The sequence below is a fragment of the Azospirillum sp. genome, from assembly GCF_050789165.1.
Genome location: NZ_JBOZRT010000032.1, coordinates 1 through 24,359 on the forward strand (window position 1 = coordinate 1; position 24,359 = coordinate 24,359).

Here is a 24,359-nt window from a genome sequence, read left to right on the forward strand (position 1 = left end):
ACCTGACGGTGGGCAACCCGATCAAGCTGTCGGACAGCCCGACCGAGGTGACGCGCTCGCCGCTGCTGGGCGAGCACACCGACGAGATCCTGCGCGAGGTGCTGGGTTTCGACGACCGGCGCATCGCCGCGATCCGCGCCGGCGGGGCGCTCGACCCCAGGGCGCGCGCGACGGCCGCCGAATAGGCCGACGGCGCCGCAGACACACCGAAAATCCAAGGAGGAACGCCATGACCGCTCTCATCGATCCGATCCGCGCCGGGCGGCCGGCCGACATCGTCCGCCGCCTGCTCGACACCGCCAAGGCCGAGGGCCGCACCGCGCTGACCGCGCCGGAAGCCAAGGAACTCTGCGACCTCTACGACATCCCCGTGCCGCGGGAGGGCCTCGCCCGCAACGCCGCGGAGGCGGTCGCGTTCGCCGAGGCGATGGGGTTCCCGGTCGTGCTGAAGATCGTCTCGCCGCAGATCCTGCACAAGACGGAGGCCGGCGGCGTGCTGGTCGGCCTGCGGACGGCCGAGGAGGTGCACGCCGGCTTCCAGACCATCATGGACCGCGCCCGCGCCTACGACCCTCAGGCCGAACTGCTGGGCGTGCAGGTTCAGCAGATGGTGAAGGGCGGCATCGAGGTCATCATCGGCTCCATCACCGACCAGAGCTTCGGCAAGCTGGTGGCTTTCGGCCTCGGCGGCGTGCTGGTCGAGGTTCTGAAGGACATCACCTTCCGTCTGGCGCCGGTCAGCCGCGAGGACGCGCTGTCGATGCTCGACGGCATCCAGGCCGCGGAGCTGCTGAAGGGTGTCCGCGGCGGCAAGCCGGTGGACCGCGAGGCGCTGGCGGCGGTGATCGTCAACGTCTCCCGCCTCGTCGCCGACGTGCCGGAGATCGTCGAGCTGGACCTGAACCCGGTCTTCGCCCGCGAGGACGGTGCCACCGCCGCCGACGTGCGCATCGTGCTCGACTTCGAGCCGAAGGCGGCCCGCTACCGCCCGACGCCGCAGCAGATCGTCGAAAAGATGAACCGCATCATGAAGCCCGATGCGGTGGCCGTCATCGGCGCCTCGGCCGAGGACGGCAAGATCGGCAACTCCGTGATGAAGAACCTCATCAACGGCGGCTACAAGGGGCAGATCTACCCCATCCACCCGAAGACCGAGAGCATCCTGGGCTACCAGGCCTACAAGAGCGTCAAGGACGTCCCCGGTAATATCGACGTGGCGGTCTTCGCCGTGCCCGCCAAGCTGGTCGCGCAGGCGCTGACCGAGGTCGGCGAGAAGAAGATCGCCGGCGCCGTGCTGATCCCCTCGGGCTTCGCCGAGACCGGCAACGTCGAAGGCCAGCAGGAGATCGTCGAGATCGCCCGCAAATACGACGTGCGCCTGATGGGGCCGAACATCTACGGCTTCTACTACACGCCGAAGAACCTCTGCGCGACCTTCTGCACGCCGTACGACGTCAAGGGCAAGGCGGCGCTGTCGTCGCAGTCCGGCGGCATCGGCATGGCGATCATCGGCTTCAGCCGCTCGGCCCGGATGGGCGTGTCGGCCATCGTCGGCCTCGGCAACAAGTCGGACATCGACGAGGACGATCTGCTCTATTTCTTCGAGCAGGACGACAACACCCAGGTCGTCGCCATGCATTGCGAGGACCTGAAGGACGGCCGTGCCTTCGCCGAGGCCGCCAGCCGCGTGTCGAAGAAGAAGCCGGTGATCGTGCTCAAGGCCGGACGCACCTCCATGGGTGCGCGCGCCGCCAGTTCGCACACCGGCGCGCTGGCCGGCAACGACAAGATCTACGAGGACGTGCTGCGGCAGAGCGGCGTCGTGCGCGCCCGCAGCCTGCAGGACCTGCTGCAGTTCGCCCGCGGCATTCCGGTGCTGCCGACACCGAAGGGCGAGAACGTGGTGATCATCACGGGGGCCGGCGGGTCGGGCGTTCTGCTGTCCGATGCGTGCGTGGACAACGGCCTGTCGCTGATGGCCATGCCGGACGACCTCGACGCGGCGTTCCGCAAGTTCATCCCGCCCTTCGGCGCCGCCGGCAACCCGGTGGACATCACCGGAGGCGAGCCGCCGACGACCTACAAGAACACCATCCGTCTGGGCCTGGAGGACGACCGCATCCACGCCCTGATCCTGGGCTACTGGCACACCATCATCACGCCGCCCATGGTCTTCGCGAAACTGGTGGTCGAGGTGAAGGAGGAGATGAAGGCCAAGGGCATCGAGAAGCCCATCGTCGCTTCGCTTGCCGGCGACGTCCAGGTCGAGGAGGCGGCCGACTACCTCTACGACCACGGCGTCGTCGCCTATCCCTACTCCACCGAGACACCGGTGGCGGTGCTGGGCGCAAAGTACAAATGGGCCCGCGCCGCCGGGTTGCTCTGAGCCTCAACTCCCGGGCCACGGAGCGCCTGAAAGGGCCACGCCGCTGCACGTTCCTGCGGCGGCGTGGCCGCGTCCGTTCTAGGATGGGCGGTCCAAGGGCAGAGGAGAGACGACGCATGCCAATGCTCGATCCGAGCAACTACGACCGCGATCTGACCGTTGGCGAGGTCGCGAAACGGTCCGGCGTTGCGGTGTCGGCCATCCACTTCTACGAATCCAAGGGCCTGATCAAGGGCTGGCGCAGCGAGGGCAATCAGCGCCGCTTCTCCCGCGACGTCCTGCGCCGCGTCGCCGTCATCAAGGTGGCGCAGCGGCTCGGCATCTCGCTGGCGTCGATCGCCGCGGCCTTCGAAGCCCTGCCCACGGACCGCTCTCCTACGGCCGAGGACTGGAAGCGCATGTCGGAGGTCTGGCGCGGCGAGCTCGACGACCGGATCAACAAGCTGACGCGGCTGCGCGACGAACTCGACCGCTGCATCGGCTGCGGCTGCCTGTCGATCCGCGAGTGCCCGCTGCGCAACCCCTGGGACGAGCTTTCCGAGGCTGGCCCCGGCCCACGGCTGCTCGACCCGCTCTAGCATTGCCGTTGCGCCCTGCGTTGCCGGGAAGGGGTCACCGCCACGAGGGCGCGGCGATCGCCGCCTGGGTGCGGCTATGGACCCCCATCTGCTTGTACAATTTGGAGATTTCGATCTTCACCTTGGAGGTCGGCCAATCGAACCGCTTCGCGATCATCGCGGCAGATTGGCCCTTCCCAAGGCACTCCAGGATCGCGTGTTGGCGTTGGGTGAGGCGGTGTGCCTGTGCATGCGCCTCATCGGGCAGGGCCTCACGTTCGAGAAGCACCGGAGGAATATAGATCCCGCCGCCGAGAACAAGCTTCAGTGCCGCCACCAGCACCCGCGCTCCGCTCATCCGGGGAAGGTATCCGTGGGCTCCGTGCTCCAGCGCCGCCCGGACATAGTCCGCCCCTTCCGGATTTCCATCCGAGAGGACGATCAACCGGGCTTCGGGCTGGATCTGGCGAAGCGTGTCCAGCCCATCGTAGCCGGGCATTCCCAGGAACCGTGCTGCCAGCAGGATGGCATCATAGCGCTTCCCGTCCGCGCAGCACTGGAGAAGGGCCTCGAACGACGACGCCTCATCGACAACCGCGCCGTGACAGCCGTCCTCGATCAGGCAACGCGCACCTTCGCGAAGCAGTGCTTGGCTATGTGCAATCAGTACCTTCATCGTGCTCCCCCCGGGCGTGGTGGCCGCGCCCTCTCAAGCGTGCATCCCCCGTTCCTCCGGCTGCGGACCGCGCGCGCCGCTGGTCAGCATCGCCCGTGCCAAGTTCACGTCGACAACGCGTCCGCTCCTTTGAGCGGGGTGCGCAGGGATCGAAGCGTGGTGTGGCGCCGTGTGCCTTCAGGCACCCACTTGAAAGGCAGGGATCTTTTGAATGTGTCGAACATGACGCCTTTCCTTAAAGTTGGCGAGTCGCGGCAGGAAAGTGCGCGCCTGATAACGGGTATCGGTCAATTGTGTAGAAGTACCGGTATGAAATGCTTCTCCGACTTTTGGTGAAACAAGACCATCCCCTTTGATCCTTATTGGCACGGAGCTGAAAGGGCGCCTTGCATTCTATGACGCCGCCGGGATCGTGGTGGTGCCATTCACCGGCCAGGGCGCGGCATTGGCGTTGCGGCCCATTGCTTCGGAGGGCGACGCGGTAATCGGCCCGCCCGGCCGTACATGGAGGTCTGCCCGCCTCCTGGAGCAAACCCGGCCTGGTGACGGAAGCGGCGTGAAACCAACGAATGGTGGTCTGCTCACCGAAAGGCGGAAGATCGCCGCGCACCGGTGATCATACTGGTACTTCTACCTAATTGACGGGATGCCGTTATCCAGAGCGCACTCATCAGGAGAGATGTCGGATATTCGAAAGGAATATGCGGCTTGAGGAAGGAGCTTGGATCTTGCCGTTTCGGAGGGATGTTCTGGGCGCCCAGTTTGCGACGTTCACCCTGTGCGGCTTCATGCTTTCGAAGATTGATCGGATTCTACCAAGGATTCCACACGTGTTCCATCGCGTGCACATGATCTGCGCGTTCGCAGTGCATGGGAGGCCATACCTTGTGAAGTGAAGTGCGTCCTTGAAACACGTGCTCGGTACGGCGCTGGCCCTCTTCAAGGCGGTCGGCGCCACGGTCGTGGGGGTGCCAGAGCACCGCGCACATCGGCTGCACCGCTTCGCGGTGGATCCGGCGTGCCCGAGCGGGCCGCGGCCTCCGTGCGGCATACAACAGGAAGACCACCTCCGATGAGGCGCTTTACACGAACGCTCTGGTTCATGGCAGCCGCGCTGACAACTCTGTTCGCCGGGATCACGCCGGCTGTTGTCTTCCGCCTCAGCTACGACGTCCACGTCTCGGCGCTGGAAACCAAGGTGCAGTTGAAAAGCGAGCAGATCGGGCAAATGATCGTCGCGGCGCCCGATGCGTGGATGTTCGAAAACCGGCGTCTGGCGGAAATTCTTGAAAATGGCCCCGGCCGACTGGCTGGCGAGGGCGCCGACATCGTCGATCTGGATGGTGCATCCATCGTCCAAGCCGGCGTTCCGCCGGACTGGCCGGCGATACGCCGCGAGGCCCCGTTGTTCGACACCGGCCGGATGGTCGGCCGGCTGGTCATGGCGCGGTCGGTGCGCCCATTGCTGGGCAAGGCGACACAAGCCGCCGTCTTCGGGCTGCTCCTGGGGAGCTGCTCGTTTCTCCTGCTTTGGGCGATGCCGGTGCGGGCGCTGCGTGACGCCATCCGCGACCTTCACCAGGAAAAGACCCGGTTGGAGACCACACTGTATTCCATAGCCGACGCCGTGGTGATCACGGACGGTTCCGGCCATGTCACGTCGATCAACCCGGCGGGCGAGCGGATGCTGGGATGGAGCGCCGCGCAGGCGCATGGCACCCCGATCGGGCGGGTGCTCATCCTGGAGGATGAGGCGTCCGCCACGCCCCTTGAGATCGAGCCGCTGCTGGCGGCGGGCGTCGGCGAGGAGCTTCAGGCGCGCCTTGTCACCCGCGCCGGCGACCAACTCACGGTCCAGGTCTCCGCGTCTGCCTTGCTGGCGGACGGAGACGGCGCCGCGGGGTACGTGCTGGTCCTGCACGATATCAACGAAATCCGCGAACTGTCGAAAGAGCTGCTGTGGCAGGCATCGCACGACCCGCTCACCGAGCTCGCCAACCGCCGGGGATTCGAACACGAGCTTGCCGTGGCGCTGCAAGGCTCGCACGCGCACAGCGAGCACCACGTGCTGCTCTTCATGGATCTCGACCAATTCAAAGTGGTCAACGACACCTGCGGCCACGCGGCCGGTGACCGCTTGCTGCGCCAGATCGCCGGGTTGCTGCGCGCTCATATCCGCCGGTCGGATTGCCTGGCCCGCATCGGCGGCGACGAGTTCGCCCTGCTGCTCACCCATTGCCCGAGGGACAGGGCGGAGGAGATCGCCACCGCCTTGCTGGGCGCCATCGAGGACGAGCGTTTCGTCTGGAACGACAAGGTCTTCACGGTCGGCATGAGCATCGGGCTGGTCGAGCTGAGTCCGGCCTTCGACGACGTGATGGCCGTGCTGCGGGCCGCCGACAGTGCCTGCTACGGAGCCAAGATCAAGGGCAAGGGGCGGGTGCAGGTCTACCACGCCGACGACACCACGCTGAAGGCGTCGGCCACCCTCATGGACTGCACCGTCCGGATCACCCGGGCGCTCGACGACGGCCGCTTCGTGCTGCACTACCAGCCCTACCGGCCGCTTGGTGACAACCATGACGGTCGGGAGCACGGCGAAGTCCTGCTCCGCATGATCGACGAGGAAAACCGGATCGTTCCGCCGAGTTCGTTCATTCCGGCTGCGGAGCGATTCGACCTGATGGCCCGGGTCGACCAATGGGTCATCGCCGAAGCGTTCGCGCAATACAGCCGCCTCACTCCATTGCGCCGTCAAGCCTGGTCGATCAATCTGTCCGGCCAATCGCTCTCGCAGGACGCGCTCTTCGACCACATCGTCGGCCAGGCGGACCTCTGCGGCGTACCGCCGGAGAGCATCTGCTTCGAGGTTACCGAGACTGCGGCGATCAACAACCTCGCCCACGCGCGCGCGCTGATTTCCGCGCTGCGGCAGAAGGGCTTCCGCTTCGCGCTCGACGACTTCGGCTCCGGGCTCTGCTCCTTCGCCTACCTCAAGCAACTGCCCATCGACTACCTGAAGATCGACGGCTCCTTCGTGCGGGGCCTGTCCAGCGACCCTTTGGACCGCGCACTGGTGTCCGCGGCCCACGAGATCGCCTCGATCCTCGGCATCCGCACCATTGCGGAGTTCGCGGAAAGCGAGGCCATCGTGCGGGAGTTGCAGGCGATCGGCATCGACTACGCACAGGGCTATGCGATCGCCCGTCCGATCCCGCTGATCGTCCACGTCAACGAATCGATTGCTTCCCCGGTGCCGGCATGCTGCGGAGCCTCCTGATGCGCCGATCCATACGAAAGGAATGGGGTGGGATCCTCGGGTGCTGCGTGGCGCTGGGCGCTGGCGCGGCGTTCGGCAACCCGGTTCCCGATGGCCCGGCTTTGGCCGATCTGACCACACTCAGCCTCGAGGAGTTGCTGTCCATCGAGGTCACGGTGACATCGGCGGCGAAGCGGCCGCAGCGCCTCGGCGACACGGCCGCCGCCGCGTTCGTCCTCACCGGAGACGAGATTCGCCGATCGGGCGTCATGACCATTCCCGACGCGCTGCGTCTGGTGCCCGGGGTGCAGGTGGCGCAGATCGACGCCAACAAATGGGCGGTCTCCGTCCGCGGCTTCAACGGGCGCTACGCCAACAAGCTGCTCGTCCTGATCGACGGTCGGTCGGTCTACACGCCGGTGTTCTCCGGTGTCTTCTGGGAGCGCGAGGGTGTCTTCCTCGAAGACATCGATCGGATCGAGGTGATCCGGGGCCCCGGCGCGGCGCTGTGGGGGGCCAACGCCGTCAACGGCGTCATCAACATCATCACCAAGCCGGCGTCGAAGACCCAGGGCGGACTGGTTACGGCCCATGTCGGAACCGAGGAGCGCGGCGGGGCCGGCGTTCGATACGGCGGCCAGATCGGCGGCGTCGGGCATTACCGCGTCTACGCGGAAGCCAGAGCGCGCGACGCCGGCGTGCTGGCGGACGGCACCCGGACGAACGACACCGGCAAGCTCGGGCGGACCGGGTTCCGGACCGACCTCGCGTTGGGAGCGCACGACACGCTGACGGTGCAGGGTGATCTTTTTAAGGGCAACGCGGGTGAAGCGACGCTCGCTCCCCTGCTTACGCCGCCCTTCGTACGGCTGATCGAACAGGACGAGCGGGGGGTTGCCGGCAACCTGCTCGGACGCTGGACGCGCCGGTTGTCCAACTCCTCGCACGTCTCCCTGCAAGCCTACTACCAGCACTCCACGTCCGACAGCTTCCTCGGCCATCTGCGCGAGGAAACCATGGACGTCGAACTGGAACACGGCTTCGCCCTGACCGACCGGCAGGACGTGCTCTGGGGCGTCGACCTCCGCCACTACCAGAGCGACTTGCGCGGCTCCTACCTCATCGGCGGCTATCCGAACCGCATCGACCGCCTGGTGAGCATGTTCGCCCAGGACGAGATCACGCTCGTCCCGTCGCGCCTCAAGCTGACGCTGGGCTCGAAGTTCGAGCACAACGACTACACAGGGTTCGAGGTGCAGCCGAGCGTGCGGCTGGCCTGGACGCCGCATCCCGATCACACGGTCTGGGCAGCGGCCTCGCGGGCCGTGCGCACGCCGTCGCGGTCGGAGGACGATTTCACCGTCTTCCCCCAGGTACTCGCCGGCCCCGGCGGGTTGCCCCTGGCCGTGAACCTGAGGGGAAACCAAAACCTTGCCTCGGAGAAACTGATCGCCTTCGAGCTGGGCTATCGCGTTCACCCCGTGCGGTCGGTGTCGCTCGACGCGGCAACCTTCTACAACCTGTACTCCGACCTGAGGAGCTTCGAGGCCGGGATACCGTTCCTCTCCATCGATCCGGTGCCGCACCTGGTGTTGCCGGTCACCGCGCAAAACCAGCTGGAGGGGCGAACCTACGGCATCGAGCTGGCGGGCGAGTGGGAGGTCCGCCAGGGCTGGCGCCTGCGCGGCTCCTACAGCCTTCTGCACATGCACCTGCATCCCAAGGAGGGAAGCACCGACGCCGCCTCGGCCAGCGCCGCCGGCGGAAGCCCCAAGCATCAGTTGGTCCTGCGCTCCTCGCACGACCTGACGCCCAACCTCGACCTCGATGTCGTCGTGCGCGCGGTGGACGAACTGCCGGCCTTCGGCGTGCCGGGGTACGTCGGGCTCGACATGCGGCTGGCGTGGCGTCCGCACGACGCGTGGGAAGTGGCGCTGGTCGGCCAGAACCTCCTGGGAGGACGGCGCCAGGAATTCAAGCCGGACCTGATCGACACGCGAGCCACCCGGGTGCAGCGCGGCGTGTACGCCAAGCTGACGCGTCGGTTCTGAGCGCCCGTCATGCGCACCTCGGTCAAATGGGTGACGGCGGCCACGGGGGCGATAAGGCGCGCCGTCCGCAACGCCGTTGGCTTGCTGGCAGCCGGCTTCGCGCTCGCATCGCCGTTGGCCGGCGGTGCGGCCGCCGCGCCGCTGTCCGATCCCACCGAGTTCGAGGTCAAGGCGGCATTCGTCTACAACTTCGCCAAGTTCGCCGCGTGGCCGGAGGGGGCCTTCGCTGGGCCCAGGGCCACGCTCGTTCTGTGCCGGCTCGGTGACGTCGGCTTCGGCTCGGCGCTTTCCGCCCTGGAGGGCAAGCCCGTGGGCGAGCGTCGGCTTGCGGTGCGCGACGTGATGCTGCGGGAGGCGGGGGATTGCCATCTGCTCGTCATCGGCGCCCCGCTGGAGAGCCGCCTCGCCGACGTCGCGCGGATCGTGAAAGGCCGGCCGATCCTGACCATCGGAGATGCCGAAGGCTTCGCCGCCCATGGCGGCGCCATCGGCCTGACGCTCGACGACGGCCGGGTGCGCTTCGAGGTGAACCCCAAGGCGCTCGCCGGCAGCGGAATCACGCTCAGCTCACAGTTGCTGCGCCTCGCCAGGATCGTGGAGGACGTGCCATGATGATCCGGAAGTTCCGCGATCGCCCGATTGCCCACAAGCTGATGGCCATCATGCTGCTGGCCTGCAGTGTCGGTATCATCGGCACGGCGACGGCGCTCGCCTTCGACGTCATCGCCATGATGCGCCGGCAGGCGGTGGAGGAAGTGGAGAGCATCGCCCGCGTGATGGCGAGCAACCTGACCGCCCCGCTCGCCTTCTCCGACCAGAAAGCCGCGGAGGAGACCCTGTCCGCGCTGCGGGCGCAGCCGTACATCCGCATGGCGTGGGTGGTCGACAAGGCTGGACACACGCTGGCAACCTTCGTGCCGCCGGGCGGGGCGGCGGCCGACATCTCCATGGCGTTCCCGCCGGTTCCAGGCGAGCGCCTCGAGGACAGCACCCTCATGGAGACGTTGCCGGTGATGCTCGACGGCAGTCCGCTCGGCTTTGTCGGCATCGTCTCGGACCTTGGCCGGCTGACCGACCGCCTGCACCAGTACTACGCGACCGTGCTGACCATCGCCGTGTTGGCGCTGGTTATGACGGCAGGGCTCTCGATGTTCCTGCAGAGCCTGATTTCGCGGCCGATCCGCCAATTGCAGAAGGCCATCGCCCACATCTCGCACGGCAACGATTATACGGTCCGCGTTCCCTGGTTCGGCAAGGACGAGCTGGGCCTGTTGATCGACGGCTTCAACAGGATGCTCGTCCAGATCGAGCAACGCGACCGCGCGCTGGCCGGTCATCGCGCCAATCTCGAGCGCGAGGTGGCGACGCGCACGGCCGACCTGACTAGGGCGAATGCCGAGTTGGAGGCGACCGTGGCGGAGCTTCGCCTGGCCAAGGAGGCGGCCGAGGCGGCGAGCCGGGCCAAGTCGCAGTTCCTGGCCAACATGAGCCACGAGATCCGCACGCCGATGAACGGCACGATCGGCATGCTGGAGCTCCTGCTCGACACCGAGCTCGATCCGCGGCAGCGGCATTACGCCGAGACCGCCCGCACGTCCAGCGTCACCTTGCTGGGTCTCATCAACAGCATCCTCGACCTGTCGAAGATCGAGGCCGGGAAGCTGGAGCTGGAGGTCATTCCCTTCAACATCCACGAACTGATCGAAGAGGTCACCGACGCCTTCGCGCCGCGCGCCCAGGCCAAGGGCATCGAACTGGCTTGCCTGATCGAGCCGGACGTGCCCTTCACCATAGAAGGGGACCCGAACCGCCTACGCCAGATCCTGGTGAATCTGGTCGGCAACGCGATCAAGTTCACCAATGCCGGCGAGGTGGTCGTTTGGGCGTCCCTGGTGGCCGAGGACTCAGCGCGGGTGTTCGTCAACATCGCCGTGCGGGACACCGGCATCGGCATCGCTCCGGCGGTCCGCGAGCACATCTTCGACGCCTTCGCCCAAGCCGACGGCACCACGACGAGGAGCTATGGCGGAACCGGCCTCGGCCTGACCATCGCGCGTGATCTTGCCCGCATGATGGGCGGTGACCTGGAACTGGAAAGCGAACAGGGCCAGGGCTCGACCTTCAACGTCCGGCTGGGATTGAGCAGGGGGCGCGATACCGCCGGCGCGGCGCCGCAGGCGGCCCGGCTGGCGGCCTTGCGCGTCCTCGTCGTGGACGACAACGCCACCAACCGCGAGATCCTCATGCGGATGCTGGCGGCCTGGGGGATCACGGTCGAGGGTGCCGAGAGCGGCGAGCAGGCGCTGGCGGCCCTCGACGACGCGGCTCAGGGCGAGCGCTGCTTCGATCTGGCGGTTCTGGATCGAATGATGCCGGGCATGGACGGCATCGCCTTGGCCCGCGCCATGAAGGCCCGTCCGGCAACCGCCCGCATGCCCCTGCTGCTGCTGACCTCCGTTGATCCCGGAGACTGCGGGGACGACGCCGCGCTGTTCGCAGCAAGGTTGCAGAAGCCGGTCCGGCAGTCGCACCTGCGCAGCACGCTGCTCGACCTTACCGGAGAAAGCCCGGTGGGGAACACGGGCATGGGTGCGTCCTCGCAACAGGATGAGGATGTGCGCTTCCACGCGCGGGTCCTGCTGGTCGAGGACCACCCGATCAATGCCGAGGTGACGCGCGGCCTGCTGGAGAGTTTCGGCTGCGAGGTGGAAGCCGTGACCGACGGGCAGGAGGCTGTCGATGCTTGGCGCGCCGGCCGGTACGCGCTGGTGCTGATGGACTGCCAGATGCCGAGGATGGACGGCTTCGAGGCAACCCGGCGAATCCGCAAGGAGGAAGCCGAAGCGGGGCGCATCAGGCAGACCATCGTGGCGCTCACCGCCAACGCGCTGAACGAGGATCGCAAGGCCTGCCTGGGCGCAGGAATGGACGACCATCTGGGCAAGCCCGTCACCCGTGAGGACCTGAGCCGGATGCTGGCCAAACACCTGCGCGAAAGCGTGAACGCAACGCCGGTCATCCCGCTCCCTGCGCCTGCCGGCGCGCCGACGCCCGTTCCTGAAACGCCATGCACGTCGTCGGCACCACCTTGGCTGCCCGCGGCACGAGCCCCGGAGCGGCCGGCCGAGGCGGCATCGGTTGTCCTGTTGGCCGAGAACGACGGCACCCTTCAGCGGATCATCGGTGGCTTCCTCGAGCGGCTCGGCTACCGAATTGAACTGGCTGACAATGGCCGGGACGCCGTTGAAACGGTCAGGCAAGGGGGAGTGGACTGCGTGCTCATGGACCTTTGCATGCCGAAGATGAGTGGCTTCGCGGCGACCGCTGCAATCCGTTCCCTTCCCGGCCCGAAGAACGCGATCCCGATCATCGCCATGACCGGCAACACCTCCGCCTATGACCGGGCGATGTGTCGGGCGGCCGGAATGGACGGCTTCATTGCCAAACCCATGACATTCGCGGAGCTGGAAGCGGCGTTGGTGCCATTCACCGGGAAGCCACCGTCGGAACCGGAGCCCGAAGGCCAACGGCTTCCCACCACGGACCGGATCAGCGCCGACCAGTTGGATTCGCTGCTCAGAGTCCTGAGCAAAGTGAAAGTGAACGAGTTGTACGAGGAATTCGCCCGGACGGCACGGGAGAGTGTGAACCTGATCACGGCCTTTGCGTCGGCCGGCAACGCTGAACAGGTCCGGGCAACCGCCCACGACATGAAATCGGTCTCCGGCAGTCTCGGATTCCTGACCGTTTGTGACGTTGCCAGGGCCGTCAACGACGCAGCGCGGAAAGGAGATCTTGTGCAAATACAGGAGCTGCTGCCACAGCTCGGCACCGAGCTGGATGCCGGGCTCGAGGAGGCGCGGAGCCTCGGACTCATCGGGAAGGCCGGCGGCTGATCGGCGTCACCCGCCGTATGGTGCGCCTCTGACACCGGCCGCCAGCGCCAGCCGCACCAGATTGGGCAGGCCACGCACGCGCAGCTTCTCCGTGATGCTGGCGCGGTGCACGTCGATTGTCCGTGTGCTGATGCCCAGGCGGTACGCGATGATCTTGGTTGGATGGCCGGCGACGATTCCTTCGAGCACTTCACGCTCCCGTCCGGTCAGCGTCTCCAGGTGGGTCATGAACGCGATCACCTCGGGATCCGCATTGGTCAGGGTGGCGGCGGGCCAGCGCTGGAGGGAACTCTCGATGCTGGCGCGCAAGTCGGCCGGAGTGAACGGCTTCTGAAGGAAGTCCGCGGCGCCTGCTTTCATCGCACGCACGGCCATGGGAACGTCGCCGTGCCCGGTGACGATGATGATGGGAATACCGGCGCCACGCTCCGCCAGTTCCTGCTGCAGCGTCAGTCCGTCGAGGTCCGGCATGCAGACGTCGACCAGGGCACAGCCGTCCGAAAGGCCGGGGGCGACGTCTGCGAACGCCCGCCCATCACCATACTCGCGTGCGGTGTACCCCAGAACCGCCAGCAGTCGGACCAGAGATGCCCGGAAATCGGCGTCGTCATCGACAACGTGTATCGTCACCTCAGACCTCATCACGCGTTTTCTCCAAGGCTGCGGGAATGCTGAAGCGGAACAGAGCTCCGCCGTCCGGATTTGCCTCGGCCCAGATTCGCCCTCCGTGGGCCTCGACGATGGTCCTGGAGATCGAGAGGCCGATGCCCATACCGTTGGCTTTGGTCGTGCGGAACGGTGAGAAGAGGGTTCTGATGGTATCGTGGTCCAGGCCGGTGCCGGTGTCGGCTACGGTGAAATCCACCATATCGGCCACCGTGTTCGGCGCAGCCGAGACCATCAGATGGCGCCGTGGGCCATACCCCATGGCATCGACGGCATTTCTGATCAGGTTGACCAGCACCTGTTGCACCTGCACACGGTCGGCAAGAATGCTGGGACATCCTGGGGCCACGCGGCGTTCGACGTGCACACCCGCGTCATGGAGGCCGACGAGCCCGACGACGCATGCCTCCTCGACGATGGCTGCGACGTCCTCGGCGCGGCACTCCACCGTGTGCTTGGCAGCGAACGCCCGGATGTGCTGAATGGTGGTGCTTGCCCGCCGGGCCTGCGTCAGGGCGTGGTCGAGTGCGTCCAGCACCTCGGGGTTGCACCCGGTGTCTTCGCCCAGCATGCGTCCGACTTCCAGGTAATTGGCGATCGCGGCGAGCGGCTGGTTTATTTCGTGGGCGATGGTCGCCCCCAAAGCTCCGACAGCGCTCAGCCGGGAGGCGTGCATCAATTCGACCTGAAGTTCCTGTATGCGCCGGTCGGCGGTACGCCGCCGTCTCTCGGCGGCCGCGCGTTCATCGGTGCGCTGCTCCAGTTCAACACTGGCGAGGTGCAGCGTCAGGCCGACCTGCTCCGCCTCCGCCAGCCCTACGCCAGCCAGCGGCACCGTTTTTCCCCGTGCAAGCATACCGGCGGCGTCGGTGAGGGACAGTATGGGCCTGCTGATGCCGCGTGCCACGGCGAGGGCTGTCCCGATGCTCAAGGCCGTGAGCGTCAGGCCGCTCACCAGCAATGTGATCAGCGTCTTGTCCAGCGGGCTCTTCACCACGTCTTCAGGCACGCCCACCGCCACCGTCCAGCCCGTGGAGCGGACCTGCCGGTAGGCCGTGAACACCGGCAGCCCCTCCTTCGTAGAGGCACGCGACGTTCCGCTTGGCGACGCGGCGATGAGCGCGCGCAGATCGGGGGTCGCCTGCGTGCCGACATACTGCTCGGCCGCACGCGAGCGTCCGATGATGGTGTGATTGCGGTCGAGAATGGCCACCAGCCACTGCTCGGGCAGTTTGGTCGTGGCAATGCGGGCGACGATCCCCGCGACATCGACCTCGATGCCGAACGCCCCGGCGATGGTGCCGCCGCTTACACTTGGTTCCATCAGGACGACGGCCCGGTCACCGCGCAGAGGGGCCGGGATGAGGTTTGAAACCTGGGTCTGGCCGGTTTCCAACGCCAAGCGGAGCTGGTCCGGCGCGTTGTGCGGCGGCAGCGGCTCACCAAGCGGAGCGAATGTAACGAAACGCCGGTTTCCTTCCCGGTCGACGAAGCCGATCGGCTTACCATAGCGGTGCGCGGCTTCCCGGGCCTGTGCGTAAAGCGCCTCCATGTTCTGGTCGCGCAGGGCCTGTGTGGTGGAAATGCCGACGAGCATCGCGCGCGCCACGGCGATCTCCTGGTCGACTTCCTCCACAGCCAGCCGTGCCAGTTCAAGCCCGTGGGTGCGGATGGCTTCCTGTTCGCGGTCAACGATATGAAAGGTGACCGCGGCGGCAAAAAGAAACACCGGAAGCATGCTGGCAAGCGCCAAGGACACGAGGCGCGCGCGCACGCCGCGCAAAGCTGGGGGGAATCGTAGCAGAATCAATTGCCTGCCTTCTGCCCCGTTGTTCGACACCGGCGCTTCCGTTGAGGCTGCCGTAACCAACCCCGATTTTTGCATCCTGGCAGGATACGATTAGAAAGTCTCGGCTGAACTGACGGAACGTGGGCGCGGTGGCGCGATCCTCCCGAGGATCTAATGAACTGGCGGACCACTGCCGGGATCTGGGGCCACCTCGACCATCGATCTGGTCTTTATTTTTGGTGGCGACGTGTGGGAATGATCGTGTCTATAGAGATATCTCAATAAATCGTTTAAATTTTCGATTGTGCAGCCTGTGCGTTTTGACGTTCGCCAAGATGTGAAGGATCACGATAATGCGCTTCTGATTGAAGCGTATACTTTTGAATTTTTCTGGATAAAATGACGGCCTGAGCTTCGGATTTCATATATTGTTTCAACATTTCAGCAATGAAACTGTTTGTCCTTCAAAATATCAATAGTAGGTAATTCTACTTAGTTGACCAAAAATATGCCGCGTGTCATGGTATTATTACTAATAATGGCATGGCGTCGGCGCTGCCTCGATGTCTATGTCGCAATGGCGGCAAACGTGATGCGAGTTATATTTGCGGACGACCATGAGATGATGCGCGATGGATTGCGCCCATTCCTCATGAGAATTGCAGAAAACACGGAAGTTTTCGAGGCGGAAACATTCGATAAGGTCCTGCATATTCTCGCTACCGTAAGCGGCATTCGCATGGTTTTGATTAACCCTCGCATCTCCCGCCTGAAGACAGCTCATACACTGCGGGCAATCCGCGACCAGTACCCGGAAGTATACGTGACGGTGCTCTCGGCGGAGACGAATCGCAAGGTGATCCAGGAAGCGCTGGAACTCGGTGTGGCCGGTTACATCCCCATGCGACTGAGCGCTGAGGCAATGCTCTCGGCGCTGCGCTTGATCTTTGCCGGTGAGCGTTACGTTCCCGCCGTCATGCTCGATCCGACGGGTCTCACCCTTGACCTCCCCGAGGGGCGGGGCGTCCACAAACAGAATCTCACCCCCCGCGAGAGCGAGATCCTCGACTTGTTGAGCGAGGGCCTGCCCAACAAGCTGATCGCCCGCCGGCTGAACGTCAGCGAGGTAACGGTGAAGTCGCACCTCTGCCACGTTTTCCGCAAGCTGGGCGTGCAAAACCGCGTGCAGGCCGCCAACGCCGCCAGGGCGGCGGAATGATTGCGGTCGAGCCTGCGGCATTCAACAACGGGCTTGGGGAGGTGCATTGCGAAGGCGGACACGTCCCTCTCGCGCAATAGCCCCCAAATCGTCCGCTCGGGACAATATTGACGTATCCTTCCGAAGCCGGGAAGCGAGTTGCCGCCCGATCGCGCCGGCGGAATGCGCATTTTTTCTGAATCATCGCGACGGTACGCAGGAACAGGTCGCTGCATCGACTGTAATGTCTTCGATCAGGGGGAGCGGATGCTTCGTGTGCTTCGGTTCACACGGGCCGGGCCGAAGGCCCGAGAGCGCCGACGCCCCTTGCCCTTGCGGACGTGGCTTGTATTGCTGGTCAGCGCCAGTACGCTGCCGCTCGTTCTGCTCTCCGGCACGCTCCTCCTCCGCAACGCCATGGAGGAGGTTGAGCGGACCGAGCAGATGGTGCGCGACCGGGTCGCCCTGCTGGCCGAGGATGTCGACCGGGAAATCGCGCGCCTCGCCGCCGCCGCGGAGGTTCTCGCCGTGGTCGATGAACTCTCGAACGGCGATCTGGCCGCCTTCTACGGTATCGCGGTGCAGGTGCGCGACCGACTGGGGACCAACGTCGTCGTTCGAGACCGTTCCAACCAGCAAGTCCTGAACACCCGCGTTCCCTGGGGAAGCCCGTTGCCGGTGAACAGCGGATTCGAGGCCGACAGGCGGGCCATCGACACGCTTCGGCCTCAGGTGTCGGGGTTGATCGTGGGCGCGCTCCTCCAGGCGCCGATCCTCATCGTCGTCGTGCCGGTGGTCCACCAGGGCACCGTCCGCCACCTGCTCAGCCTCACCATCGATCAGCGGCACCTGCAGGGGCTTCTCACCGGCGGGCGCCTGCCTCCCGGCTGGATCGCGGGAATCACCGACGCCGACGGCGTCATCATCGGCCGTTCGGCACGCGCCGCCGAGGTCGTCGGGACCAGGGTTCCCGACGCGACCTGGAACCGGATCACGCACGCCCCGGAGGGTATCCACCGCATCGCCGATCTCGAAGGGAACCGGACGGTCCAGAGTTACCGCCTGTCCCGCTCTTCCGGATGGCTGGTCGGGGTCAGCGTACCCGAGACGCTGCTTGCCGCCTCCGCTCGTCAAACCATCCTGCTCTTCAGCGTCGGCGGGCTGGCGCTCGTCCTCCTGTCGCTCCTTGGGGCCGTTCTGTTCGGGCGCCGCATCGCAAGACCGGCGGCGCAACTCGCCTCCGCCGCCGCGGCTCTGGGAAGCGGCCAGCGGATCACACCCCTGGTGCAGGGGATCGTCGAACTCGAAGCGGTGAGCACCGCGCTTCAGGTCACCTCCGATCTGGTGCAGGCCCGCACGGCGGCCTTGATAGCGAGCGAGGCGCAAGCCCGGCAGGCGGCATCACACATCCGGGAGAGCGAAGGCAGACTGGCGCATTTCATCGAGAACGCCCCCGCCGGCATCGTCATGTTCGATCAGAACATGCGGTATCTGTCGGCGTCCCGCCGCTTCATCACCGATCACAGAGTCGATGCAGCGAGCACGTCCGATCTGATCGGCCGGTCGCATTACGAGGTGTTTCCCGATGTGCCGCAGCCGTGGCGCGATGTGCACGCACGGGTGCTCTCCGGCGAGACGGCCCAATGCGAAGCGGAGCGCTATTGGCGTGCCGACGGCGGGGTCGATTGGGTCAGCTGGCGCATGGAGCCCTGGTACGACTCCGCGGGCGCGGTCGGCGGCGCCCTCCTGTTCGCCGAGGTCATCACCGCCCGGAAGGAGGCCGAGGAGGCGCTGCGACAAAGTGAGGAGCGCATCCGGTTGGGTGCGCAGGTCGCCGGCTTCGGCACCTTCGAGGTGGATCCGGCGACCGGCCGATGGACGTGGCTGCCCGAGTTGTACGACCTTCTCGGGGTTTCCCGCGACGCCGGACTGACATACGAGCGGCTTCTCGCGCTCTGCCACGCAGATGACCGCGCGCGGGTCGCGGCGGGGATGGGGGCGGTGCTGGCGCCCGACGGGCAGAACGAGGCGGCGTTCGACTGCCGCGTCAATCGGCCCGATGGCCAGATCCGGTGGTTCCATGCGAAACTGCAGGTCTTTCAAGGCTCCGGCCGGCGGATCGTCGGCGTGCTACAGGACGTCACCGGCAGCCGGCGGGCGGTGGCCGAAGCCCTCCAGGCGAGAATGGCCATGCTGCACGCGGCACGCCTGAGCCTCATCGGTGCCGTGGCGACGACCATCGCCCATGAGGTCAACCAGCCCATCGGCGCGGCGTCGAATTATCTCCAATTCGCGCAGGCGGTGGCCGGAGACGACAAGCTTGGAACGGTCATCGGCCGTGCGCGCGAACAGCTGGCCCGCGCACTGACGACGATGCGCAAGGTCCGCGCCTTTGCCGCCAAGCGTGAACTCGAGTTGCGGTCCGAGCGCGTTGCTCCGCTTCTCGACGAGGCCTGCACCCTCGCGTTGCCGGGGGACCTGCGCGACGGCCTGCGGATCAGCGTTTCGGTTCCCGAATGCCTTGAACCGGCGCTCATCGACCGGGTTCAGATCCAGCAAGTCCTGGTGAACCTGATCCGCAACGCCGCCGAAGCCGTTGCGAACGCGCCAGACAAGGAGATCGAAATCTCCGTCGCGGCGCAACCCGACGAGTCCATGATCGAAATCGCCGTCGCCGACAGTGGTCCCGGGATTGCCGAAGAGATCCGGCCGCGGTTGTTCTCCCCCTTTTCCACCACGAAGCCCGATGGCACGGGGCTGGGCCTGTCGACCAGCCGCGCAATCGTCGAAGCGCACGGCGGACGGCTGTGGACGGACACCAATGCTGTTGGCGCCGTCTTCCGGCTGACGGTTCCCGTTGCGAAGAGGCATGCCGATGTCTAGGCCTCTGGTTCACGTCGTGGACGACGACACACCCTTCCGCGAGTCGGTCGCGCTGCTGCTCGAGGCGGACGGCTATGCGGTGGCCGAGCACCCGGACGGCGCAAGTTTTCTCGACGCCATCGACAGCGATCCGTCGGGTTGCGCGCTGGTCGATGTGTCGATGCCCGGCCTCGACGGGCTCGCCCTCCAGCAGGTGCTCAAGGAGCGCGGCATCGCCATTCCGCTGGTGCTCATGACCGCGCGCGCCAGCGTGCCCCTGGCGGTGCGCGCCATGAAGGCCGGCGCCGTCGATTTCGTCGAAAAGCCCTTTGAGCACCGGACCTTGCTGTCCGCCATCGACATGGCGCTCGCCCGCACCGCGACACCGGACGATCCGGAGCTCGCGGTGTTCCGCGAGCGTCTGACCGATCTCACCAATCGGGAGCACGAAGTCCTCCAGGGCATCGTCGCCGGGCTGCCGACGAAGCTCATCGCGTTCAACCTGGGGATCAGCCCCAGAACCGTCGACGCCCACCGCGCCAACATCGCCGCCCGTCTCCACGTTTCCGGGGTGCCGAACCTCATCCGGCTGGCGATCGCGGCTGGTGTGCAGCGGATGTCATCCGGCAGCACCCCTTCAACATGAACCCTCCGGATCCTCATCGCCCCTCCGGTCGGAAGGAGGCGGTGCATGGCCTCGTCATCCGCTGCGCTTCGGTAGCCCTACCTACGCATGCTTACGCATGTACACAGGCGCGCTTGTTTGTTTAACTCTCCTCATCAGGATATTGCGCCTCCGAGTTCGAGAACGTCTTTCGGCAAATCCTGTGCGTAAAAGGCACGTCATGTCGCCTCCCTGCGATCCGGCAGGCAGAAGAATCGATAACCGCGCGAAATCCTCTCCTTCCCAGTCATGACGCGCAATCCGCGCGTAACTCGGGGGATTGAAAGCATGGTGGATGGACTTGTTGCACAGTGCGGCGTTGTTGTCATAGACGACGATTTTCTTTGCCGACACTCCCTTGCACTGCTGCTGGGCAGCAAGGGCATGCAATGCCTGCCGTTGCCCACCGTCCTCCCGGAACTCCTCGATGAACTGACCGACCCGCCGTGCCTTGCGGTCGTCGACTGGAACCTGAAGTCCAGCGTCGGTGGTGGGGAGTGCGTGGCCATGCTGAGGCTTCGCTACCCGAACCTGTCCGTGCTGGTCCTGACGGGCGACACCTCCAGGGAGGCCCGGGACTTCATCCGTGGATTGGGATGCCAGTATCTGAGCAAGCCGGCCACGCCAGAAGTGATCCTGGGTGAGCTTCAGAAGCTTCTGGAGCGATGCCCGCTGAGGCAGCGCGCGTTGTCCGCAAACCTCCAGATGTCCGCGGTCGTGCGGAGCGGCATCGGTGAGTGCCCCGCTCCCTGCCGGGCACGGCGCAAGGCGGGCGTTGCCGTGAGCCGCGCCGGCGATGCGAACGCGGGGCGCATCGTCACGGCTCCTGCGTAGGCCACGGCGCGGAAGCACCGCCGCCCGGCACGATCCGCCGCGTGCGTCAGAAGTGGTCGCGCACGCAGCGGCGCACGCGCGCGATGCACGCGTCGATGTGGTCCGCCGTGGCGTGCGGCCCCATGTCGTCGAAGTGCAGGTGCTCGGCCACACGGATCCCGCACAGGCCCATGATCGCGTCGTCCTGGGTGACGGTGAACGCCTGCAACTCTCCGCTCGTGCGCAGATAGTCCATGGGCGCGCCGGAGGAGGTGATGAACACGCCCCTGCGCCCGTGCAGCTTCCCCTCCGCGCGGTCGTCGCGCATCTCCCAGGCGAAGCCGTACGTGAACACGCGGTCCACATAGCCCTTGAGCATCGCTGGCATGGACGCCCACCAGATCGGGAACAGGAAGGTGATCCCCTGGGCGGCCTCGATCAGCGCCTGCTCGAGCCGGACGTCCTCGGGCAACGGCCCCTCGCCGGCCAACTCCTCGGCCAAAAGCACGGGGTTGAAGCGCATGGTGTAGAGATCGCGCACCTCCACCGCATGCCCACACCGTTCCAACTCGTCCACATAGGCGCCCGCCGCCTGCCGGATGAAGCTGCCGGAACGCGGGTGGGCGAAGACGACGACGTGCTTCATGGCGTTCTTCCCTCTTCGTTAGGAAGCGGTCCGCGGCGGCCGGCCGAGACTCCGTTCCAGCTCCACCACGGTGCGCAGCGTGCGCAACACGCTGTCCGGCGTCAGGCTGATCGAGTCGATGCCGAGTCGCACCAGGAACTCCGCCATCTCCGGGTAGTCCGACGGTGCCTGCCCGCAGATGCCGCACGGGCGTCCGTTGCGCTTGGCACCCTCGACCGCATGGCGCAGGAAGGCGAGGACGCCCGGGTCCCGCTCGTCGAAGTCGAAGGCGACCAGCGGGCTGTCGCGATCCACGCCAAGCGTCAGTTGGGTGAGGTCGTTGGATCCGATGGAGAAGCCGTCGAACAGGCGGGCGAACTCGTCGATCAGCAGCACGTTGTTGGGGATCTCGCACATCACGTAGACCTCCAACCCGTCCCGTCCGCGCTCCAGGCCGTGGCGTGCCATGGCCTCCAGCACGCGCTCCGCTTCTTGGGTGCGGCGGCAGAAAGGAACCATGACCTTCACATTATCGAGCCCCATGGTCCCCCGCACGCGCGCCAACGCCCGGCACTCCAGCGCGAAGCCTTCCTCGTACGCCGGGTGCGCGTAGCGCGCCGCACCGCGGAAGCCCAGCATCGGGTTCTCTTCCGCCGGTTCGAACCAGCGCCCGCCGAGGAGCGCGGCGTACTCATTGGTCTTGAAGTCCGACAGCCGGACGATCACCGGCCGCGGATGGAAGGCGGCGGCAATGGTGCCGATGCCCTCGGACAGGTGCTGCTCGAAATAGGCGGGACCGCTCAGGCAGTGGCGCGTCAACGACGCGATGCGCTCGCGTTCCACCGGGTCGCCGACCCGTTCCGGATGCAGCAGCGCCATGGGATGGACTTTGATGGATTCGCTGATGATGAATTCCATGCGCGCCAGCCCGACGCCGTCCACCGGCAGCGCGGCCGTCTGGAAGGCCTGGTCCGGGTTGCCGAGGTTGACCATGATGCGGGTCTGCGGCCGCGGCAGACTGCCCAGGTCGATACGCTCCACCCGGAACGGCAGCGCACCGTCGTAGACCTTGCCGGTATCGCCCTCGGCGCAGGACACGGTGACGGTCCTCCCGTCGCGCAGCACCGTCGTGGCGTTTTCCGCACCGACGACGGCGGGAATGCCGAGTTCGCGAGCCACGATGGCGGCGTGACAGGTGCGGCCGCCGCGGTTGGTGATGATGGCCGCCGCGGTCTTCATCACCGGCTCCCAGTCGGGTGTCGTGGTGTCGGCGACCAGCACCTCGCCCGGCCGGAAGGCCGCGAGGTTGTGCGCGCCTTTCACGATCCGCACCGGCCCGCTGGCCATACGGGCACCCACCGCGCGTCCGGTGATCAGCAGCACACCCCTGCCTTCCGGCACGAAGGTTTCCAGTTCCAGCGCGCTGCGGCGCGATGCGACGGTTTCCGGGCGGGCCTGGATGATATACAGGCGCCCGTCCAGGCCGTCCTTCGCCCATTCCATGTCCATGGGTTGGCCGTAATGGTCTTCGATGGCGATGGCATAGCCGGCCAGCCGCAACACCTCCTCGTCCGTCAGGCAGAAGACCTCGCGCTCCGCATCGGGGGTCGGAATCACCCGCGTGGTGTCGCGGCTGTGGCCCGGCCGGTAGACCATCTTCACCTGCTTGTCGCCGAGGCGCCGGCGCAGCACGGCGCGGTGGCCGCGCCGGAAGGTGGGTTTGTGGACGTAGAACTCGTCAGGGTCGACGGAGCCCTGAACCACCGTCTCGCCCAACCCGACCGCGCCGGTGATGAACACCGCCTCCCGGAAGCCGGTCTCCGTGTCGATGGAGAACATCACGCCGGCCGCCGCGAGGTCGGCGCGCACCATCTTCTGCACGCCCACCGACAGCGCGACCTTGAAGTGCTCGAACCCCTGGTCGATGCGGTAGGCGATGGCACGGTCGGTGAACAGAGAAGCCTGGCAGCGCCGGACGGCGTCCACCAGCATCGCCTCGCCGACGACGTTCAGGTAGGTCTCATGCTGCCCGGCAAAGCTGGCGGTGGGCAGGTCCTCGGCGGTGGCCGAACTGCGCACGGCGACGGTGAGGTCGGGGCCGTACTCGTCGCGCAGCGCCCGATAGGCGTCGCGCAGTTCCGCCTCGGCCGACGGGGTGATGCCGGCGCTGTACACGATCTCGCGGGCGCGGGCGGCGGCGCGGGACAGACGCCCGACGTCCTCTTTCCCCAGCCCGTCGAGCAGGCCGTGCAGTTCATCCCAGGAGCCCGCCGCGTCGAGCGCGTCGCGGAACGCCTCGGCCGTGAGGGCGAACCCATTCGGAACGGCCACACCGGCCCCGGCCAGATGCCGGTACAGCTCGCCAAGGGACGCGTTCTTGCCGCCGACCAGGGACACGTCGTCGCGTCCGAGTTCGGAGAACCAGCGGATGTGGTGGGCGTTGGCCATGGCGGCCTCCCTCGCTCCTGGTGCGCGGTCTCGAACCAGGATACGGCGACCGTGGTCCGCCCCGCTTAATCTCGGTTAATGCCGCGAACAGCCGGGGTGCCATGATCGGGCGCCGGCCGGCCTTCGCCGGCCTTTACGACGCCGCGAGGTGGATCATGCGCGTGTTCTTTCTGATCACCGGCAGTGGCCCGCTGGTCGTCCTGACCTCCTACGACAGCGTGGAGGAGCGCCCCCTCCTCAGGACCCTGGCGGGCAAGGGCATCGAGAAATTCCTTGCCTACGAGATCCCCCTGTCATTGGCGAAGGAGCGGTACGGCGGACATTTCGACAAGGTTTGCCAGGATCTGCGACAGGCGGACGACCTGCGCGTGCTGGACTACAACGGCCAGCGGGCGTGGGCCCTCTTCCATTTCCGCGAGCTGGGCACCCCCGTGCAGCACGAGCCGGAACCCGTCCACTGATGCCCGGC

General features: G+C 66.3%; 16 protein-coding genes and 1 pseudogene. 12 read left to right on the forward strand and 5 right to left on the reverse strand.

Translation table 11 applies throughout. From position 1 onward, the window contains the following. From ACRWK7_RS06230 to soxR, 3 genes and pseudogenes are all read left to right on the forward strand, one after another. A pseudogene (locus ACRWK7_RS06230) lies at positions 1-185 on the forward strand (formyl-CoA transferase); the annotation flags it as partial. Between the two features lie 44 nt (positions 186-229). Further along, positions 230-2,386 (forward strand): acetate--CoA ligase family protein, encoded by a 2,157-nt coding sequence (locus ACRWK7_RS06235; protein WP_431855335.1) that lies wholly within the window; start codon positions 230-232, stop codon positions 2,384-2,386. A 116-nt stretch (positions 2,387-2,502) separates the two neighbouring features. Beyond that, positions 2,503-2,964: a redox-sensitive transcriptional activator SoxR gene (gene soxR, locus ACRWK7_RS06240; protein ID WP_431855336.1), complete on the forward strand. Its 462-nt coding sequence runs from the start codon at positions 2,503-2,505 to the stop codon at positions 2,962-2,964. A 34-nt stretch (positions 2,965-2,998) separates the two neighbouring features. On the opposite strand, the gene ACRWK7_RS06245 is transcribed toward soxR, so the two are convergent. Beyond that, entirely contained in the window at positions 2,999-3,619 is a 621-nt protein-coding gene (locus ACRWK7_RS06245) for a response regulator (RefSeq protein ID WP_431855337.1), read from the reverse strand. Between the two features lie 1,102 nt (positions 3,620-4,721). On the opposite strand from ACRWK7_RS06245, the gene ACRWK7_RS06250 reads away from it, so the two are divergent. The 4 genes from ACRWK7_RS06250 to ACRWK7_RS06265 are packed head-to-tail and all read left to right on the forward strand — an operon-like array spanning position 4,722 to position 12,825. Then, positions 4,722-6,899, forward strand: a complete 2,178-nt coding sequence (locus ACRWK7_RS06250) for an EAL domain-containing protein (RefSeq protein WP_431855338.1) — start codon at positions 4,722-4,724, stop codon at positions 6,897-6,899. Next, positions 6,881-8,929 (forward strand): TonB-dependent receptor plug domain-containing protein, encoded by a 2,049-nt coding sequence (locus ACRWK7_RS06255; RefSeq protein WP_431855339.1) that lies wholly within the window; start codon positions 6,881-6,883, stop codon positions 8,927-8,929. Before ACRWK7_RS06250 ends, ACRWK7_RS06255 begins: the two co-directional genes overlap by 19 nt. A gap of 9 nt (positions 8,930-8,938) precedes the next feature. Further along, complete coding sequence (locus ACRWK7_RS06260; protein WP_431855340.1) at positions 8,939-9,541, forward strand: YfiR family protein; 603 nt, start codon at positions 8,939-8,941, stop codon at positions 9,539-9,541. Beyond that, positions 9,538-12,825, forward strand: a complete 3,288-nt coding sequence (locus tag ACRWK7_RS06265; RefSeq protein ID WP_431855341.1) for a response regulator — start codon at positions 9,538-9,540, stop codon at positions 12,823-12,825. Before ACRWK7_RS06260 ends, ACRWK7_RS06265 begins: the two co-directional genes overlap by 4 nt. A gap of 6 nt (positions 12,826-12,831) precedes the next feature. On the opposite strand, the gene ACRWK7_RS06270 is transcribed toward ACRWK7_RS06265, so the two are convergent. After that, the gene (locus ACRWK7_RS06270) at positions 12,832-13,467 is read right to left on the reverse strand and encodes a response regulator transcription factor (RefSeq protein WP_431855342.1); all 636 of its coding nucleotides are present in this window, start codon (positions 13,465-13,467) and stop codon (positions 12,832-12,834) included. Further along, on the reverse strand, positions 13,457-15,331 hold the full coding sequence (locus ACRWK7_RS06275; RefSeq protein WP_431855343.1) for a sensor histidine kinase: 1,875 nt from the start codon (positions 15,329-15,331) through the stop codon (positions 13,457-13,459). The genes ACRWK7_RS06270 and ACRWK7_RS06275 overlap by 11 nt, the downstream gene beginning before the upstream one ends. Positions 15,332-15,776: 445 nt before the next feature. On the opposite strand from ACRWK7_RS06275, the gene ACRWK7_RS06280 reads away from it, so the two are divergent. From ACRWK7_RS06280 to ACRWK7_RS06295, 4 genes are all read left to right on the forward strand, one after another. After that, positions 15,777-16,499 (forward strand): LuxR C-terminal-related transcriptional regulator, encoded by a 723-nt coding sequence (locus tag ACRWK7_RS06280; RefSeq protein ID WP_431855344.1) that lies wholly within the window; start codon positions 15,777-15,779, stop codon positions 16,497-16,499. A gap of 330 nt (positions 16,500-16,829) precedes the next feature. Beyond that, positions 16,830-19,361, forward strand: coding sequence for an ATP-binding protein (locus tag ACRWK7_RS06285; protein ID WP_431855345.1), 2,532 nt, complete (start codon positions 16,830-16,832; stop codon positions 19,359-19,361). A gap of 16 nt (positions 19,362-19,377) precedes the next feature. After that, positions 19,378-19,986 (forward strand): response regulator transcription factor, encoded by a 609-nt coding sequence (locus ACRWK7_RS06290; protein WP_431855346.1) that lies wholly within the window; start codon positions 19,378-19,380, stop codon positions 19,984-19,986. A gap of 306 nt (positions 19,987-20,292) precedes the next feature. Further along, entirely contained in the window at positions 20,293-20,838 is a 546-nt protein-coding gene (locus ACRWK7_RS06295; RefSeq protein WP_431855347.1) for a hypothetical protein, read from the forward strand. A gap of 46 nt (positions 20,839-20,884) precedes the next feature. On the opposite strand, the gene ACRWK7_RS06300 is transcribed toward ACRWK7_RS06295, so the two are convergent. Continuing rightward, the gene (locus ACRWK7_RS06300; RefSeq protein WP_431855348.1) at positions 20,885-21,463 is read right to left on the reverse strand and encodes an NAD(P)H-dependent oxidoreductase; all 579 of its coding nucleotides are present in this window, start codon (positions 21,461-21,463) and stop codon (positions 20,885-20,887) included. 18 nt (positions 21,464-21,481) lie between these two features. Beyond that, complete coding sequence (gene ppsA / locus ACRWK7_RS06305) at positions 21,482-23,890, reverse strand: phosphoenolpyruvate synthase (protein WP_431855349.1); 2,409 nt, start codon at positions 23,888-23,890, stop codon at positions 21,482-21,484. Between the two features lie 155 nt (positions 23,891-24,045). Here ppsA and ACRWK7_RS06310 point away from each other — a divergent pair, with 155 nt between their 5' ends. After that, positions 24,046-24,351: a hypothetical protein gene (locus ACRWK7_RS06310; protein WP_431855350.1), complete on the forward strand. Its 306-nt coding sequence runs from the start codon at positions 24,046-24,048 to the stop codon at positions 24,349-24,351. The last annotated feature ends 8 nt before the right edge of the window (positions 24,352-24,359 follow it).

Coding starts and splice junctions, on each gene's coding strand:
- soxR (WP_431855336.1), top strand. CDS start 2,503: ATGCCAATGCTCGATCCGAGCAACTACGACCGCGATCTGACCGTTGGC.
- ACRWK7_RS06245 (WP_431855337.1), bottom strand. CDS start 3,619: ATGAAGGTACTGATTGCACATAGCCAAGCACTGCTTCGCGAAGGTGCG.
- ACRWK7_RS06300 (WP_431855348.1), bottom strand. CDS start 21,463: ATGAAGCACGTCGTCGTCTTCGCCCACCCGCGTTCCGGCAGCTTCATC.
- ACRWK7_RS06270 (WP_431855342.1), bottom strand. CDS start 13,467: ATGAGGTCTGAGGTGACGATACACGTTGTCGATGACGACGCCGATTTC.
- ACRWK7_RS06260 (WP_431855340.1), top strand. CDS start 8,939: ATGCGCACCTCGGTCAAATGGGTGACGGCGGCCACGGGGGCGATAAGG.
- ACRWK7_RS06310 (WP_431855350.1), top strand. CDS start 24,046: ATGCGCGTGTTCTTTCTGATCACCGGCAGTGGCCCGCTGGTCGTCCTG.
- ACRWK7_RS06265 (WP_431855341.1), top strand. CDS start 9,538: ATGATGATCCGGAAGTTCCGCGATCGCCCGATTGCCCACAAGCTGATG.
- ACRWK7_RS06250 (WP_431855338.1), top strand. CDS start 4,722: ATGGCAGCCGCGCTGACAACTCTGTTCGCCGGGATCACGCCGGCTGTT.
- ACRWK7_RS06255 (WP_431855339.1), top strand. CDS start 6,881: ATGCTGCGGAGCCTCCTGATGCGCCGATCCATACGAAAGGAATGGGGT.
- ppsA (WP_431855349.1), bottom strand. CDS start 23,890: ATGGCCAACGCCCACCACATCCGCTGGTTCTCCGAACTCGGACGCGAC.
- ACRWK7_RS06295 (WP_431855347.1), top strand. CDS start 20,293: ATGGTGGATGGACTTGTTGCACAGTGCGGCGTTGTTGTCATAGACGAC.
- ACRWK7_RS06235 (WP_431855335.1), top strand. CDS start 230: ATGACCGCTCTCATCGATCCGATCCGCGCCGGGCGGCCGGCCGACATC.